The 17394-nt window shown below is 60.1% G+C and carries 12 protein-coding genes; 8 read left to right on the plus strand and 4 right to left on the minus strand.

What is annotated here, in order from left to right:
* Positions 1–153 precede the first annotated feature (153 nt).
* From ACA044_RS26855 to ACA044_RS26870, 4 genes are all read right to left on the minus strand, one after another.
* Positions 154–2835: an EAL domain-containing protein gene (locus tag ACA044_RS26855; protein WP_497444018.1), complete on the minus strand. Its 2682-nt coding sequence runs from the start codon at positions 2833–2835 to the stop codon at positions 154–156.
* A gap of 546 nt (positions 2836–3381) precedes the next feature.
* Positions 3382–3921: a chemotaxis protein CheW gene (locus ACA044_RS26860; RefSeq protein ID WP_497444019.1), complete on the minus strand. Its 540-nt coding sequence runs from the start codon at positions 3919–3921 to the stop codon at positions 3382–3384.
* Entirely contained in the window at positions 3909–5339 is a 1431-nt protein-coding gene (locus tag ACA044_RS26865; protein ID WP_497444020.1) for a methyl-accepting chemotaxis protein, read from the minus strand. Before ACA044_RS26865 ends, ACA044_RS26860 begins: the two co-directional genes overlap by 13 nt.
* Before the next feature lie 9 nt (positions 5340–5348).
* Positions 5349–5888 carry a cysteine hydrolase family protein gene (locus ACA044_RS26870; RefSeq protein WP_497444021.1) on the minus strand — a complete coding sequence of 180 codons (540 nt, stop codon included), beginning with the start codon at positions 5886–5888 and terminating at the stop codon, positions 5349–5351.
* Between the two features lie 971 nt (positions 5889–6859).
* Here ACA044_RS26870 and ACA044_RS26875 point away from each other — a divergent pair.
* The 8 genes from ACA044_RS26875 (at position 6860) to bcsB (ending at position 17390) form a co-directional block, all read left to right on the plus strand.
* Positions 6860–7174, plus strand: coding sequence for a hypothetical protein (locus tag ACA044_RS26875; protein WP_497444022.1), 315 nt, complete (start codon positions 6860–6862; stop codon positions 7172–7174).
* Positions 7175–8244: 1070 nt separating this feature from the next.
* Positions 8245–9786, plus strand: a complete 1542-nt coding sequence (bcsE, locus tag ACA044_RS26880) for a cellulose biosynthesis protein BcsE (RefSeq protein ID WP_497444023.1) — start codon at positions 8245–8247, stop codon at positions 9784–9786.
* Positions 9783–9974 carry a cellulose biosynthesis protein BcsF gene (gene bcsF, locus ACA044_RS26885; RefSeq protein WP_497444024.1) on the plus strand — a complete coding sequence of 64 codons (192 nt, stop codon included), beginning with the start codon at positions 9783–9785 and terminating at the stop codon, positions 9972–9974. Before bcsE ends, bcsF begins: the two co-directional genes overlap by 4 nt.
* Complete coding sequence (gene bcsG, locus ACA044_RS26890) at positions 9961–11589, plus strand: cellulose biosynthesis protein BcsG (protein WP_497444025.1); 1629 nt, start codon at positions 9961–9963, stop codon at positions 11587–11589. The genes bcsF and bcsG overlap by 14 nt, the downstream gene beginning before the upstream one ends.
* Positions 11559–11801 (plus strand): cellulose biosynthesis protein BcsR, encoded by a 243-nt coding sequence (gene bcsR, locus ACA044_RS26895; protein ID WP_497444026.1) that lies wholly within the window; start codon positions 11559–11561, stop codon positions 11799–11801. Before bcsG ends, bcsR begins: the two co-directional genes overlap by 31 nt.
* On the plus strand, positions 11798–12520 hold the full coding sequence (gene bcsQ / locus ACA044_RS26900) for a cellulose biosynthesis protein BcsQ (protein WP_497444027.1): 723 nt from the start codon (positions 11798–11800) through the stop codon (positions 12518–12520). Before bcsR ends, bcsQ begins: the two co-directional genes overlap by 4 nt.
* Positions 12517–15111, plus strand: a complete 2595-nt coding sequence (gene bcsA, locus ACA044_RS26905; protein ID WP_497444028.1) for a UDP-forming cellulose synthase catalytic subunit — start codon at positions 12517–12519, stop codon at positions 15109–15111. The genes bcsQ and bcsA overlap by 4 nt, the downstream gene beginning before the upstream one ends.
* Positions 15108–17390, plus strand: a complete 2283-nt coding sequence (gene bcsB, locus ACA044_RS26910) for a cellulose biosynthesis cyclic di-GMP-binding regulatory protein BcsB (RefSeq protein WP_497444029.1) — start codon at positions 15108–15110, stop codon at positions 17388–17390. The genes bcsA and bcsB overlap by 4 nt, the downstream gene beginning before the upstream one ends.
* Positions 17391–17394: the final 4 nt, after the last annotated feature.

Genomic DNA, 17394 nt, shown 5'->3' on the forward strand with positions numbered 1-17394 from the left:
CCGACACCCGCCACTTCCTTCAGCGGCGAAGGCGACAACAGGAAGAGGAACTGAACGGTATTCAGCAAAGCATCATTTTTCAGTGATTTTTACCAGACACTAGTGACGCAGAGCATGGGAACCAGTCCAATGAAATCCGTTCGCGGCCCCAGGCTACTGAAACAATTCCGGCCTGGCGACGCCATAGCCCTGAGCATAATCCACACCGATTTCCTTCAGGATGCGGATAATGTCTTCGTTCTCGGCGAACTCGGCTATCGTGTGCAAGCCCATCACATGGCCTACTTGACTGATAGAGGCGACCATGGCGCGGTCGATTGGATTGTCGGCGATGGCCTTGACGAACATGCCGTCGATTTTGAGGAAATCCACTTCCAGGTTTTTCAGGTAGGCAAAGGACGACAGGCCGCTGCCGAAATCGTCCAGTGAAAAGCTGCAGCCCAGTTCGCGCAGCGCCCGCATGAACTGGCGCGCCTTGTCCAGGTTGGCGATCACGGAGGTTTCGGTGATCTCGAAACAGAAGCGTCGAGGATCCAGGCGGTAGTGCCCGATCAGATCAGTCACGTAATCGAGAAATCCCTCTTCCGATAAGGTCTGGCCGGAGAGGTTGATAGCGCATACATAAGGAAAATCAGAGCCCTTGCGCGCCATGATGGAAAAGGCTTCCCGCACCACCCAGCGATCCAGTTGCGGCATCAGATGATAGCGCTCCGCCGCCGGCAGGAAATAGCCTGGCGGATACAACGTACCATCGTCGCCACGCATGCGGATCAACACCTCACAATGCGGTTCGCTGCCCTCTGTCAGGCTTTCCATGCGCTGGTAATACAGAACAAACTGATTCCTTTCCAGTCCTTGATGTATCCGCGACACCCATTCGAGCTGGCTGTAGCGTTGTTGCAAGTCCTGGTCGTCCGGTCGATAGACGTGGATACGATTGCCGCCCTCGTCCTTGGCTGCATAGCAGGCGGAATCCACCGTGCTCAACAATTCACTCAGGGTGTAGGCATGCGTCGGCGAAATTTCGGTAAGGCCGACGCTTGCGCCGATCTTGAACACCTTGTCCTCCAAGACAAAACGGAATTCGCGGACGATTTGCAGCAGGCCCTCGGTGACTTCCCTCGCTTTTTCCAGACCGCAGCCCATTAGCAATATGGCAAACTCGTCGCCGCCCAGACGCGCCAGCGTATCGGAACTGCGCATCCTGGCCTTCAACTGGCCCGCAAGCTGGCGCAGCAGCGTGTCGCCGGCCATATGGCCGCAGGTATCGTTGACGATCTTGAATTGGTCCAGATCAACATAGGCAATGCAATGCGCGCGTTCGCCTTGGGCGGCATCTTCTAGCGCAACCTGCGCCAGGCGGTCGAACTCGTAGCGGTTGATGAGTCCGGTCAGTGCATCGTGCCGTGCCTGGAAACTGAGCTGGTTGGAAAGGGCGCGCAGCATGGAAACGTCATGCAACACGGTCACGAAACCGAAGCCGTCACCGTTATAGTTATGCAACGGCGCCGTCGATTTACGCACGACGAATTCCTTTCCATCGGCACGTTGCAGGATCACCTCTTCCTGAGTTGCCGCCGGATCGGTCAACCAGGCGCCATCCACAGGCGTGGTTTTGTTCTCTGACATCAGCCGGAATAGCGATTGCAGCGATTTCCCGCCGGCTTCAATGGCAGAAATACCGGTCAGACGCTCCGCCGCCGTATTCATGTATACGACGTTGCCGGCCGCGTCGCTGGTGACAACGGCGTCGGCGATACCCGCCAGCGTGGTCTGGGCACGCTCTTTCTCGAAATGCAGGGCATGCTGCGACTCGTGGAGTCGTGCCAGCATGTTATTGATCCTGCTGGACAGCCTGGCGAGTTCGTCATTACCGCGCAATGCCGGGATGCGCACCGTTGTATCAGCGGATTCACCGATACGGCTGACGTGATCACTCAGATGGGCCAGCCGCACCAGCACCAGCCGGTCGAACAGCCAATGAAACACGCCCAACACCAGCACTATCAGGGCTGTAGCCCAGATCAGAAAATTCAGGCTGGATTGCCCTTGCTTGAAAATGCCGCGGTCGTCAACCGCGCGCACCAGCAATGGCGTGGTGCCGCCGACGTCATGCACCAAGGCATAACCGGCCACCTCCATATCGTTCAGCGGTTTTATCACCATGCCGCCCCGGGTTTGCATGTGCGCCAACGCCTTAAGCCGATCCGCGGCCAGTTCCTGCTCGTCGGCCCGTTCGATGGCAATCTGCATACCGAGCAATTGGCCGATATGATCCAGCAATGCCTGGTCGAGGCGGCGAACCATGATCAGCGTGCCGCGGCGCGCACCATCGACGCCACCACTGGGCCGTACATCGAAGGCGGAGACGATGAAGAGGCCTTCCGGCGTCCAGAAAAACCCCGATACATGATTCCTGCCGCCGGAGCTATCAATCAGTGCTCCACCCTTCGATGCCGCCCGCTCTATCATGGCCGGGATGCGCCACCGCTGCCCGTCTTCCACGCCTCTTTTGAACGCGATCTTGCCGTTGGCATCGACCAGCAGGAATGCGCTGATCTTGAGGTTATCGAAGGAGTCGTCAGTGTAGTTGGAGTCGATATAGTCCTGATTAGGCTCGACCATGTGCTGGTAGGTGTCGTCCCAGTGCGCCCAGTCAATGGCGATGCTGTCAAGCTGCCGGGATTGTTCTTCAAGCAGGCTCATCGCGCTGCCGACCTTGATCAGCATCTTGTCCTGCTCCAGTCGTGAGTATCCCTCCAGTAGCACCAGCCGCGCAGCGACGAATTGCACGGAGAACAGCAGCAGCAATCCTGCTGCCACCACCGCCAACACCTTGTATCGCAGTCCATTCAAACGCAAGCTTGACTCCCGGTCTGAAAACTAGTGAATAAAAAGGACAGCGCCGGATTATATTCAATCAACCCCAACATGCACTTTAAGGCCGATATTGCGGCCTTCCTGGATGAATATCTCTTAGCTCCAATGCGTTGGACAGATCCGCCCCATGTGACGCTGGGGAGCAAAATCAGTGCCGCCGGCTGCAACCGCATGCCCAAGCCCTGGGATTGCTTGTACCAGACAGGTCTGGGGCCTTAAGTTGATGACATTGGTGTGGGAGCGCCCCCACGGGGATGGCGGCATTCGCCGACGGCAACACTATGACTCTCGGGTAAAAGCACGTCTATGAGGGGGTTCTGGTTTTGTCGTAGGTGAATCGTTGCAGTGGGTAGGGCATGCGCTCGATACTTGTAGGGCATTGCCGAATCTCGTCGGGACCGGTCGCGATGTACGGAGGTATGTAGTGGTCGCGTAGTGGATGGAGCGTCGCGGGTGGTGTTCCCACGCGGAACGAACTGAATCGCGCGAGCACGGCTCGCCCTAGTGTGCCCCCGGGGCATGTTCCTGCTCCGGCGCGTGGCTGGCCGAGGCCAGCGCGACCAGTTCGTCCACCGAGAGTACCCGGCCGATATCCAGCAGGATGATGAATGTGCCGCCGACCTTGCCCATGCCCTGGATGAAGTCGGTGCGGATATGCGCGCCGAAGGCCGGCGGCGGCTCGATATCCGCCGGGGCGATTTCCAGCACCTCGTTCACCGCATCGACCAGCACGCCGATCACCTGGTGCTCGTCGCTGCGCTCGACCTTGAGGATGACGATACAGGTGCGCCGGCCGACTTCGGTCTGCCGCCCGCCGAAGCGCGCGCCGAGGTCGATCACCGGCACCACGGCGCCGCGCAGGTTGATCACCCCGCGGATGCTCGGCGGCATCATCGGCACGCCGGTGAGCTGGCCGTACTCGATGATCTCCTTGACGCTCAGGGTGCCGACGGCGAAGTGCTCGCCGCCGAGGATGAAGGTCAGGTACTGGCGGGTTTCCGCGGTGTCTCCAGGGCTTTCTGCCTTGATCAACTGGCCCATGGGATCACTCCTGGAAGCGCACGAAGCCGGCCGGTACGGCGGGAGCCGCTGCTGCTGGTCACTTTGCTGGGGGCTGGCGCGGCGGCCTTGGGGCGCGCGGCGGCGCTGGCGATCGGGGTGCCGCGCTCGCTGGCGGCGAGGCTGGCCAGGGTGAAGAAGCCCATCAGTTGCTGCAGCTGTTCGGCCTGGCCGCTCATCTCCTCGGCGGTGGCGGCCAGCTCTTCGGATGAGATGGCGTTCTGTTGGGTGATCCGGTTGAGCTGGTTCATCGCCGTGTTGATCTGGCCGACGTCGGCGGACTGCTCGGCAGAGGCTGCGGCGATCTCCTGGACCAGGTCGCTGGTCTTGGCGATGCCGGGGACGATCTCGTCGAGCAGGCCGCCGGCGCGTTCGGCCAGCGCCACCGACCCCTTGGCCACCTCGCCGATTTCCTGGGCCGCGACCTGGCTGCGCTCGGCCAGCTTGCGCACCTCGGCGGCGACCACGGCGAAACCCTTACCGTGCTCGCCGGCACGGGCGGCTTCGATGGAGGCGTTAAGGGCGAGCAGGCTGGTCTGATAGGCGATGTCGTCGATGATACCGATCTTCTCCGCGATGCTCTTCATCGCGTCGACCGTGTCCTTGACCGCTTCGCCGCCTTCGACGGCCTGCTTGGCGGCACTGCCGGCGATACCGTCGGTGATCCGCGCGTTCCCGGTGTTTTGGGTAATGGATGCGGACATCTGCTCCACCGAGGCGCTGCTGCGCTCCACCGAGGCAGCCTGTTCGTTGCTCGCCTGGCTCATGCCGTGGGCGGTAGTGGACAGCTCCTCGGAGGCGCTGTTCAAGGCGTTGGCCGCGCCGTGCACCTCGCCGATGATGCGTGCGAGCGTGGCGTTCATGCGCTTGATCGCCGCGAGCATGCTGCTCTCGTCGCCGGGCCGGGTGTCGATGGTCAAGCTGAGGTCGCCCGCCGCCACGCGCGCCAAGGCTTCCACGGCAATGGCCGGTTCGCCGCCGAGGGGGCGGATGACCAGGCGCCGCACCAGCAGGTTGAGCGCGCCGATCAGCAGCACGCAGAGCACGATGCCGCCGGCGCGGTCGAGCACCGCGACGAAGCCGCCATCAAGGATCCGTGCGCGGCCGACGATATCGCGCAGCACCTGCAACTCGATCTGGTAGCCGACGTACCAGATACCGATTACCTGGCCCTGTTCGTCGAGGATCGGCTCGTAGGCGGTGAGGTAGGGATGGCCGAGAATGTCGACCAGCCCGTAGAAGGCCTTGCCTTCGCGGATCGCGACGATCGCCTTGCCCTTGGGGTCGAGCATGGTGCCCACCGCCCGTGCGCCGTCGTCGAGCTTGACGTTGGTCGATACGCGCACGAACAGGGTCGCGGTGCCACCCATCAGGGCCGTCACGGTATCGACCAGGGCCATACAGTTCAATCAATAAACGAAGTCAACGGACTCGTTTTTTTGCGCGATGATCTGTACTCCAAAACTCTTGATACTGGGTAAGGTAGCATTGTGGTGAGCGATAATCTGGTTTGCGTCAGCATGTGCTTTGTCGTGAGTGGTATGAGCATCACTTACCAATGTGACGTCATACCCCAGAGCGGCGGCACGCCGAACCGTTGTCTCAATGCAAAACTCCGTGGCGTAACCACAGACGACGAGATGTGAAGCTCCGCACACTTCTAGAACGGCGCTGAGCGTTGTTCTCAAAAATGAGTCGGGGGTAGTTTTGCGGACGTAGTGATCACCCGTTCCTGTGATCAATCCCGCATCCAAAGCCCATGCCTCACTTTCATACTTGAAAAAATCGCCTTCCGTTGCCTCGTGTTGGACAAAAATGACCGGTGCTCCATCCGACCTAGCGCGCTGCGTTAACTCATTAATGCGAGCAACGATATTGGGCGCTGACGCAGGGCATGGTAGAGGCTTGAAAAGACCTTGTTGGACGTCAATAACAACTAGCGCTTTCACTATGTCTATCTCCTTTGAGAAAACGGATTAGCAATTTTTAGCAATCCCACATTTTCCGTTGCCTAGTGAGGTATTTGGCGAGATTAGACGGTATCACTCGTATACCACCTGTGCGGCAGCAGTGCACCGTTCTCACTCGCTCGGTGCATAGGCAACCGAGTCAGCACATCCGGTCGCGGTAGGGATGGCAGTTACCTGCCACCCCTCGCACAGATCCGTACGTGCGGAACTACCGCATACGGCTCCTGCCTCGGGTATGTGACGCGAAATGATCCTCAGGGGTAACTCCATTTGGCCGATTGATGCCCATTGTAACGAAGCAATCGGCGCAAAGCGGGCGGTGATGTTGTGAAACTGTATTGGTAGAGCGCATGCCAAGGCCTTGTGCCGCTCTACAAATATCTGGATCGGAGAAGGTTTTTCACCTCATCCGTAACGATAGAGATCAATCGCTCGGTAATCGGATCAAGCTCAGCTTCTTTACGATAGATGGACAACACGATTGAGGGCAAAGGGGGAAGGCCGCTTTCGGTCTCATCAAGCACTCTCACACTGGGCGGCAAACCCAGCGGTGTGCGGATAGTTAGTCCGAGACCGGCCTCCACACCAGCCCAGAGTCCTGACAGGTTTGGGCTAGTCAGCGTAATTCGCCATGGATGATTGGCGCGATCCAACGCCGCCGTACCGGTCGAACGGAACCAACAGGCATCGTCATAGGAGACTTTGTAAAGCCCTACGCGTCGTCACCCAATACACTAGGCTGACCTAACCACTCCCGGCGCACGCACAAGTAAGCCTCCATGCAGGTAAGGGCTGTCTCAGCAATAATCAAACCGAGGTTATGGTACTCGCGCCCTCTGGGCAGAATCAGGGACCGGGAAAATCGCTATAGCGCCCGGTTCCTGATTTAGCCATAACGTCCATTATGCGAGACTGCCTGCTACTCGGTGTTCTTCGACAAGGAGAACGTCATGATCTACAAGGACAAAACCGATTTAACCCTTAGGTGTATGCTTTCCCAGCCCTTAAGCTTGATTGTATTGACAGATCACTACGTTCATATTCAGCGCAATGGCATTTACACAGAGATCAGTATTCAGCTGGATCAAGACTGTCCGTTTGCGACCAGTATCGAGGTCAAAGTCGGCGATAAGGTCCTGCGTTTTTTTATTGATTCAATCACCAGTCTGGGCACGCTATACACGTTTCATTGTCTGCCCATAGTGATTGATAACCTCGACCTGTCCGCAGGACACAAGGTGCTACGCTCACGAGAGCCAGGCTAAGAAACCTCCGCGCCGGTACCCGGCAAAGTCGGCCGTTCTTCCGTCGAAAGAAAAACCCCAGCGATCGCCAAATCGCTGGTTTTTTTTATCGCGTGCAAAACTCTCCACCCTTGGCAGAATCGTCTGTTCAAGCAGAAAGTTACTTTCGCGTTTAAATGCGACAGTAATGTCGCCAGGACCTCTCGACCCCCTTCGGAGACTTTTCCGGGGGAGTATGCCTGTCGACTGCTAAATATCAGTTGATCCGGGTTTTATGAGGTGCATAACTAACCGCATCCAAGATGCCCGTGCCAGCGATTGGTTCCGTCGTTTACAACTCAAGGTATCGTTTACTGCCAGTGGAGATTGTTATGGCTGAGTTGTTAGCCCGACACCAGTTCGTACCTATAACCGTCGCCGAAGCCACCGAGACGCGCATGGCAGCACCATCATGCGCTGCAAATTCGGGCAGCGCGTCAGCCTGAGCGCCGTGGACTGGCATCTGCAAATAAGCCGCGAGCACCTGGGTCGACGCTATCGCCACCTGTTCGAAAAACCGTGACCTATGGTCTACCTCTGCCATGCAAACCGTGATCTATGCCTGGCACCACGCACCACCCAAACGTTAGCAACCACGTAAGACCAGACACGTTACATCCCTCCCCTCTACGCCAGACTGGCTGTACACGCCCCCCCTGCATGCCGGGCGCAGCCTGAGCCCCTGCCGAGGCATAGCTGATATACAGCGACGTACGTCCGCCAGTGGGCGCCACGCAATGTAGGGCCATGCCTACCGGCGCTACCAGAACTCCTACCAAAAATCAGCATAGCCCGATGGCCGACCGCTGCGCATGGCCTGCATTATGAATTGGCATTTTGCTATTACTGGCTTCGATGCAGATAAATCGGTGCAGATGTTAGCACGCAAAGCTGGTCAGCCAGTACGAGCTGGATGCCATCGTAAGCTCGCTGTGTGTTCCTTGGCCATCAAGGACTGGCTGCGTGAGGTGATGAAGCTTCGCCGAGCAGCTATGGGGGAAGGTCCAAGATGTAGGCAATATTGCCAAGGTTGAAGGGAAGGAGAAGTACGCTTGAGTCATGTCACCTTAGCTGTCAGGCATCTCCTGGATGAGCAGATACTGATGCGTCAAGGTGGGTTGTATTGGATGGTCATCGACCAGACCAGCGATGCCGAAGTACTGGCGCTACAGTTCCTGATGGCATTACCTGCGCAACATCGGGCCACTCTGGTGTGGTGCGGTCATTACCCCGAACAACTAGTTTGCGCTTTGGACGACCAATCCGGGCCTGCCGAGTTGCGGTTGTTCGAAGTGCCCGAGCCAGTCATCCGTTTGGCTCTCAAGTCGTTGCCGTCTGAGTTGAGACGCGCTGAAACGGCTCCGGGCAGTCAGGTACTGTTGATGCTGCCTGCTACCAGTTGGCAATCCTTTGACGCGGTGCAGCTACAGCACTGGTGTGAGGGTATGAGGCAGTGGTTACGCGAACAGAACTGCACCCTCCTGGTGCTGTGCCATGGACAGGCGCCGCGACTGCATGCAGAGCTGATCCGCCTCAATGAACATCTGTCCGGCTTGGGGCAGTTGTACCGGCGTGATGGTGGTATTCGCTATCAATTGCACTACTGGCACAGCGAACTGGGCGTGTGCAGCGGGCAGGAGTTCGAACTCGACTTGCAGTCCATGGGCTTCGGTCTGACCCAGGTCGAACGGGCCCGTCCGCAGCCAACACACACCGATGACCAGCGAATCTACCTGACCCAGCGTTCAGTGCTTGAAGGCTCGCCGCCGTTGTCGGATCAGTGGAGGCTGTTCGAGAACCGCGAGGACTTGCTCCAGCAAGCCAGCCACGCTCGGGCTGCCAGCATCATCGTGGCCATCGACAGCAACCAGCAGGTCGAAGAGTTGGCCCGCCAGATTCATGCCCTGCGCGAGCGCTGCGGCATCGCGCTGAAGATCATCGTACGTGAGATGGAGCCCTGCCTGCGTTATCGGGACGAGCGTCTGCTGGTGTCCTGCGGCGCCAACATCACCGTGCCCTATGGGACTACGCTGGCACACTTCTTCAGCATCATCGACAGTGCCCAGGGTCAGATCTGGCGCCGGAGCCGCACCAGCGACTTCCAATCGCTATTCGAACGCCTGCGGCCTCCCGCCGAGCGCGGTCTGTTAGCGCCCCGGGAATTCATCAGCACGGTGGAGCGCGTCTACGGCGGCGCCTCTGGCGAAATCAGCCACCAACTGCTCAAACTGATACCGCGCGGTGGTCTGGAAATCGAGCAGTACTTGAATCAAATTGGCTTGCGTCGTTTCGGTGACGTCGCCTGCGTGGTCAACGGTGCCTTTTATCTGTTCCTGTTTGCCTGTCGCGCGGACGGGCTGGAGCCCGCATTGGGAAATATCTGCCGGCTGGCCTGGCGCGATCTGTTCAGCGACTTCCAGATTCTCCCCGGCGTTGAAGCGTTGCCGCGCGAGGACTTCCTCACGGCAGCCTCGCTGCCTCCCACGTTCCTTCTGGCAGGAGAACGCACGGCCGGTAGCTCCACCGAAGCCGCTGGGCGTGGCGCCTACTCGCCTCAACGCACCACACTACCCATTACGGATCCCTGTTCATGAGTTATCCCGAGCTGATCCAGGTGATCGGCCTCAGCAGCCTGCTGACCCTGGCGCTGTTCGTGGTACTGACCAGGTTCGGTCGCCATTTTCTGGCCGTCGTGCAGGGCCTCTTGCCTCCGCGTTACCTGAAATCCCGTGGCGTGCGTCGTCGCGCGCCGGCTCAGAGCGAGCCCCATGAGCCGGTATGAAGTCATTAACCCGGCGTCAGTGCGCGTCTGGCCGGGCCTGGGTCCCTGGAATCTGTATTTCATCTTCAAGTTCGTACTGCTGTGGGCTGGCTACCTGAACCTGCAGGTATTGCCCAACCTGGTGTTCGCTGCGGCGTTGCTGCTGCCGTTGCCGCACCGTTATTTGCGCATCCTGCGCACGGTCATTGCGATCCCCGTGGGCGTTGCGCTGTTTTACCAGGACACCTGGCTACCCCCCTTCAGCCGCCTGCTGGCCCAGCCTGGTGTGCTGAGTTTCACCGGCGCGTACGCGGTCGAGCTGGCTGGTCGTTTCATCGACTGGAACCTGTGTGCGCTGCTGGCGGTGCTGGCGGTGGTCTATGCCTTCGTCCGTCACTGGCTGCGCCTGACCACCCTGAGCGTGCTGGGTTTGGCCTGGCTGGCCAGCGCCAATGTGCTGTCCCCGCACGCCAGCAGCGAGCCGGTCGAGGCGTCGGCCAGTGGCGCCTCCATGGCTGCGGTGAGCACGGCCGCCCCGGACAGCGCGACACTGGAAGCCTATCTGCAGAAGTTCTATAGCTCCGAGGCCGGGCGTCAGGTGGAGTTCAAACCTGCGACTTCTGCCGTGCAGCCTTTCGACCTGTTGCTGATCAATATCTGCTCCATGGCTTGGGATGATCTGGAAACCGTGGGCCTGCGCGATAACACGTTGTTCCAGCAGATGGACGTGATTTTCGACAGCTTCAACTCGGCCACTTCCTACAGCGGGCCGGCGGCCATCCGCCTGTTGCGCGCCAGTTGTGGGCAGGTTCCGCACAGCCAGCTCTACGGCACCGCCCCGGAGCAGTGCCTGTTGATGGACGATTTGAGCAAGCTGGGCTTTGCCAGCGAAGTGATGCTCAACCACACCGGGCAGTTCGAAGGCTTCCTTGACGAAGTCCGCGCCCAGGGTTCGTTGCCGGCCCCCGCCGTCAGTACCAGCAAATTGCCGCGTGCACTGGTGGGCTTCGACGGTTCGCCAATCCTGCGCGATGCACAGGTATTGGACACCTGGTGGAAGCACCGCGAAGAAGAAAAGAGCGATCGCGTGGCGCTGTTCTACAACACCACCACGCTGCATGACGGCAACCGTGTGTTGACCGCCGATGGCGGCACCAGGAGCAGCGATTACAAACCGCTTGCCCAGGGGCTGATCGATGACCTCAATGGCTTCATTAAACAACTGGAGCTCAGTGGCCGTCGGGTGGTGGTGGTGATTGTGCCGGAGCATGGCGCGGCGCTGCATGGCGACCGCATGCAGATATCCGGCATGCGCGAGATACCGAGCCAGTCCATCACCCACGTGCCGGTCGGCATCAAGCTGGTGGGCATGGGGCGCAACCCCGGTGCCGCACCACTGCACATCACCGCGCCGAGCAGTTTCCTGGCCTTATCGGAAATCATCAGTCGCCTGTACAGCGCCCAACCCCAGGTGGATGGCCAGGGGCCCAGCTGGTCGGCCCTGCTGAGCGACCTGCCGCAGACGGCGGCAGTCTCCGAGAACGCTGGCACTGTGGTCGTTGACTACGCCGGAAAACCTTACATACGAATCAAGGAGAAAGCAGGATGGCTGCCCTACCCACAGCGCTTCAAGTGAAGGCCAGGGTGCAGTCGCGTGCGGATCGTGCCGATGACATCGCCCGCCTGAAACTGGAGCTTGAGCTGCCCGAACTGGACTACGTGGACATTTCTGCGCAGATCGAATTGCAAAGGGCCCTACATCGCTGGCCGCTGCTGGCGGAGATGGAGTGCCGGCAGCCGGCGGTCCTGCCGCTGATGCACAAGTCCGAACTGGAGACGCTGTCGTGACCGCCCTTAGTCTGCGTGGTCTGCGCGGCGGCGTCGGCACCAGCTCGCTGCTAGCGGCCACTGGCCATGCATTGCATAGTCTTGGCGAGCGCGTGCTGCTGGTCGACATGTGCCCGGAGAACCTGCTTCGCCTGCACTTCAACGTCAGTGTCAGCGAACCCAGCGGCTGGGCGCGCGCCATGATCGACGGTGTGAGCTGGAACACCCAGGCCTGGACCGTGGAACCGGGATTGAGCGTGCTGCCTTATGGCCGCTTGAAACTGGAAGAGCAGGATCAAATCGAGCAATACCTGCTCAAGGAGCCGAAGCTGTGGCACCGCCGACAGGCCAGCCTTGCCGAACACTTTGACTGGATCCTGTTCGATGTGCCCTTGCGATTGCCCGGTCATGCTCGTGTCGGGCCCTGTGCGTTGCGCCTGCGGATTGTCGAGGCGGATGCCGCCTGCCATGTGCTGTTGCAGCAGGAAAAAGCCCCCAGCGGGCATCTGCTGATCAACCGCTTCGACCCGGTCAGCCAATTGCAGCGCGACCTGCTATTGATCTGGCGCAAACAATATGGTGCCTGCCTGTTGCCACTCAGCGTGCATCAGGATGAAGCCATGCGCGAAGCTTTGGCGTTCAAGAAGCCGGTGGGAGCTTATGCCGAAGCCAGCCTGGCTGCCCAGGATGTGATGAGCCTGGCTACCTGGTGCCTGACTCGACGCTTGGGGACGGTATGATCGCCCGCGTTTTCCCTTATGCTCACCTGCGTCGGCGCTATGACTGTGCGCCGCCAGTTGCGCTGCTGCTGGCGACAATGAGCGCCCTGGCGTGGCTGCTGTTGCGCCTGGAGTCACCGCACTGGCGCGCTGTGCTCGATCAGCCCAAGCGCTGGTATCCGCAACTGACCAACAAGACACCGAGCCTGGGCGACCCGTTGCGCTATGCGGTGCAAAGCCTCTGGCTGCTGCTGGTTCGCCCGGCCAGGCCGCAGGCGTGGACTCTGGCGACCCCAGCCTGGCTCAAAGCCGTCGGGGCGCTGTACCTGCGGCTGTGGACTCGGATCGGCAAGGCGCTGGAAGAGTTGCCCGTGCGCGCCGAGGCCAGTCAGCAGATTCGCCAGAGCAGCCATTGGTGGAAAGGCCTGGACCGTCGCAACCAACGATTGGTCAACTCGGCCATCGGTGTCGTCGCCTTCATTTTTACGTTGTTGTGCATCACCGAGCCCTTCGGCTACGTCGCCCAACTGGTGTTCGTCTTGCTGCTGTGGGGGCTGGCCATGCTGGTGCGGCGGGTTCCGGGACGCTTTCCGACGTTGCTGATGGTGGTGTTGTCGATCATCGTCTCGTGCCGTTACCTGTGGTGGCGCTACACCTCGACCCTGAACTGGAACCAGCCCCTGGACCTGGCTTGCGGGATGATCCTGCTGGTGGCCGAAACTTATTCTTGGGTGGTGCTGATCCTGGGGTACATCCAGACTTGCTGGCCCCTGGGACGCAAACCGGCGCCGCTGCCGCGCGATACGCGTCTGTGGCTCGACGTCGACCTGTTGATCCCGACCTACAACGAAGATCTGTCAATCGTGCGGGGTACCGTGTACGCAGCCATGGGCATCGATTGGCCCGCCGACAAGCTGAATATCTACATTCTCGACGACGGCAGGCGCGAGAGTTTCCGTCAGTTCGCCGCTGAAGTAGGAGTGGGCTACATCACTCGCAGCGACAATCGTCACGCCAAGGCCGGTAACCTCAACCACGCGCTGAAGCAGCTGAACAGCGAACTGGTCGCCATTTTCGACTGTGACCACGTACCTGTGCGCTCATTTCTGCAAATGACCACCGGGGGCTTTTTGCGTGATCCGAAACTGGCGCTGGTGCAGACTCCGCACCATTTCCTGTCACCGGACCCCTTTGAGCGCAACCTCGATGTGTTCCGCGAGCACCCCAACGAAGGCGAGCTGTTCTACGGGTTGATTCAGGACGGCAACGACATGTGGAACGCGGCGTTTTTCTGCGGCTCATGCGCGGTGCTGCGGCGCACCGCGCTGGACGCGATCGGCGGCTTTGCCGTCGAGACAGTTACCGAAGACGCCCACACGGCGCTACGCCTGCACCGCAACGGTTGGAACTCGGCCTATATCAAGGTGCCGCAAGCGGCCGGCCTGGCAACCGAGAGCCTGTCAGCGCACATCGGCCAGCGCATTCGCTGGGCCCGTGGCATGGCGCAGATCTTCCGCACCGATAACCCCTTGTTCGGAAAAGGCCTGACCTTCTTCCAGCGCATCTGCTACGCCAACGCGATGATGCACTTTTTGGCCGGCCTGCCGCGCCTGGTGTTTCTGATGGCGCCGCTGGCGTTTTTGTTCCTGCATGCATACATCATCTACGCCCCGGCGCTGATGATCCTGCTGTATGTGCTGCCGCACATGATCCACGCAAGCCTCACCAACTCGCGGATGCAGGGCGCCTATCGTCGGACGTTCTGGGGTGAGGTGTACGAGACCGTGCTGGCCTGGTACATCGCGCGTCCCACCACCGTGGCACTGTTCAACCCCAGGAAGGGCAAGTTCAACGTCACCGCCAAGGGCGGCCTGATGGAGCACAATCAGTTTGACTGGAAAATCGCCCAGCCGTACTTGCTATTGGCGTTGCTGAACATTGCCGGCCTGGGGTTTGCCATCTGGCGACTGATCTGCGGGCCGCTCGACGAGATCGTCACCGTTGTGGTGAGCATTCTCTGGGTAGTCTACAACCTGCTGATCATCGGGGGCGCTGTGGCGGTCGCCGCTGAAACGCGCCAGGTTCGCCAGACCCACCGTGTACACGTCAAGTTACCCGCTGCAGTGCGCCTTGAAAGTGGTCACTCTTACCCTGGCATGTTGCAGGACTATTCCGACGGTGGCGCAGGCATCCAGCTCGACACCTCGCTGTCGCTGGCGGTGGGCGGGAGCATCTCGCTGATGATGCAGCGCGGCACTCGTGAATTCCTGTTCCCGGGCTACATCAGCCGCAGCCACAAGAACTTCATCGGCATCAGCTTCACTGGCCTCAATGCACAACAGAAAATCGACTTTGTGCAGTGCACGTTCGCCCGCGCCGACGCCTGGCTCAACTGGGGCGAGAACTTCACCCCGGATCGCCCGCTGCACAGCTTTTTGGACATAGTAAAACTGGGCGGCACCGGTTACTACCGCCTCTACGAATACCTGCCTACCTGGATACGCCGCATCGCCGGCCCGCCTTTGCGAATGTTGCGTTGGCTGGCCAGTTTCCTGCCGCGCATGCCGGCGGCTGTCCCAATTTCCAACTCCCGATCAGTGAGCGCACCATGAGCCGCTACTTCAGCAAATCCCTTGTTGCCAGTCTGGCGCTCCTGGCCGCCGGTTGCGCCCAGGCCGCCACTGCACCTGCGCCTGTCGCGCCGGCCGCGGTCAGCAACGTACCGAGCTGGAGCACCGCGTACAGCTTCGAACAACTGGGCCGTCCCTCCGACAGCCTGTTGCTGGGCATCCACAATAGCGACCAGATTGAATTCAGCCTGCGCCGCGATCGCATCACCAGCGACGCGAAACTGCAGTTGGAGTACACGCCTTCGCCTTCGCTGCTGCCACAGATCTCGCATTTACGTGTGTATCTCAATGACGTGCTGATGAACGTTGTGCCGATCGAGAAGGACCAATTGGGCAAGAGGGTCAACCAATCGGTAGCCCTGGACCCGCGTCTGATTTCGGACTTCAACCGCATACGCCTGGAGTTCGTCGGCCACTACACCGATATCTGCGAAGACCCGGCCAACAGCACGCTATGGTTGAACGTGGGGCGCAGTAGCCAGATTCAATTGCAGGAGCAGGCACTAACCCTCAAGAACGACCTGGCCTATTTTCCGATGCCTTTCTTCGACACCCGAGGCCAGGACAAGCCGGTCATCAATTTGGTCTTCGCCGATGCGCCGACCCTGGGCGAGCAGCGTGCAGCCGGTATCCTGGCGTCCTATTTCGGCAGCCAGGCCACTTGGCGTGGTGCGCAGTTCCCTGTTCTGTTCGACCAGCTGCCGCCCGTCGATGAACACCATCGCGCCAAGTCGGCCATTGTCTTCGCCACCAACGATCATCGCCCGTTCTTCCTAGCTGACACAGACAAGTTCCCGGTGGTGGATGCGCCCGTTGTACAGATGATCGACAACCCACAGGATCCCTACAGTAAGGTGTTGCTGGTGTTGGGGCGCAACGACGATGACCTGGCCGTGGCTGCCCGCGCCCTGGCCTTGGGCGCAGGCGCGTTCCGTGGCTCGCACGTGACCGTCAACAAGGTCGAGCAGCTCAAACCTCGGGTGCCTTATGACGCGCCGAACTGGATGCGCACGGACCGCTCGGTACGCTTCGCCGAGTTGATCAAGTACCCCGAGCAGCTTCAGGTCAACGGTCAGCAGCCACGGTCCATCACGGTGGACGTGAATCTGCCGCCTGACCTATTCGTCTGGCGTAACCAAGGGATTCCGCTGCAAACCAAGTTCCGTTATACGCCACCGTCGGTTAACGACGAGTCGCGCTTGACCATCAGCCTGAACAACCAGTTCATCACCAGCCTGCCGCTGCAAAGCAAGACCGACAGCCGTCTGGAGGAGTTGCGTCTGGCGGTGTTGTCCAACGAGTCGGCTAACCTCAGCGACAAGTTGCTGGTGCCAGCGCTGAAGATTGGCGACCGTAACACCCTGCGTTTTGACTTCAACTTCGCCAGCACCTTTGGCAGTGCCCAGCGCGACCGTTGCCAGACTTCGCTGCCGGTGAACAACCAGGCCGTGATCGATGAAGAGTCGACCATTGACCTGTCCGGCTACCATCACTACATCGCCATGCCCGACCTGCGCGCCTTTGCCCGAGGCGGTTTTCCATACAGCCGGATGGCTGACCTGTCGGAAACCCTGGTAATGGTCCCGGCCCGCAGTCGTCCTGTGCAACTGAGCACTCTGTTCGAGACCATTGCTGGAATCTCTGCGCGCTCAGGCCTGCCAGCGTTTGGCCTGCGGCTGTCGGACAACTGGGACGACGCCAGGGCGGATGTCGACCTGCTGGTATTCGGCGCCATGGCGCCGGGCGTGGGCGATGGTGCCGATGCCAATCTGGTGCTGGACAAGACGCGTGCCTGGCTACTCAAACCGTCCAATGAGCAGAACGGTAAGTCGGCCCGCGTCGGGCAATTCAGCGATGAACGCGACCTGGGTGCCAACCGCGTCGAAGTCAGCGCTCAGGCACCGATCGCCGCCATCGTCGGTTTGCAGTCGCCGTATCACCCACAGCGCAGCATTGTGGCCTTGCTGGCCAGCGATGACGCCGATTACCAACTGCTGCGCGACACCTTGGGCGACACTGGAAAAATAGACGCCGTTACCGGTTCCGTCGCGCTGATCCGCAGCAGTGGCGTAGGCAGCAGTTGGGTGGGCCAGCAGTACTTCGTCGGCCACCTTCCGTGGTGGCTGTTGCTTTGGTTCCAATTGTCCGAGCACCCGATCCTGCTGGCGGCCATGGCCACCATCAGTGTGCTGCTGACGGCCTTCCTGCTGTGGCGTGCACTACGTTGGGCCGCCCGTCGTCGTCTGGCTGGTCAGGAGTAGTAGG

The sequence above is a fragment of the Pseudomonas sp. LBUM1673 genome, assembly GCF_059695645.1.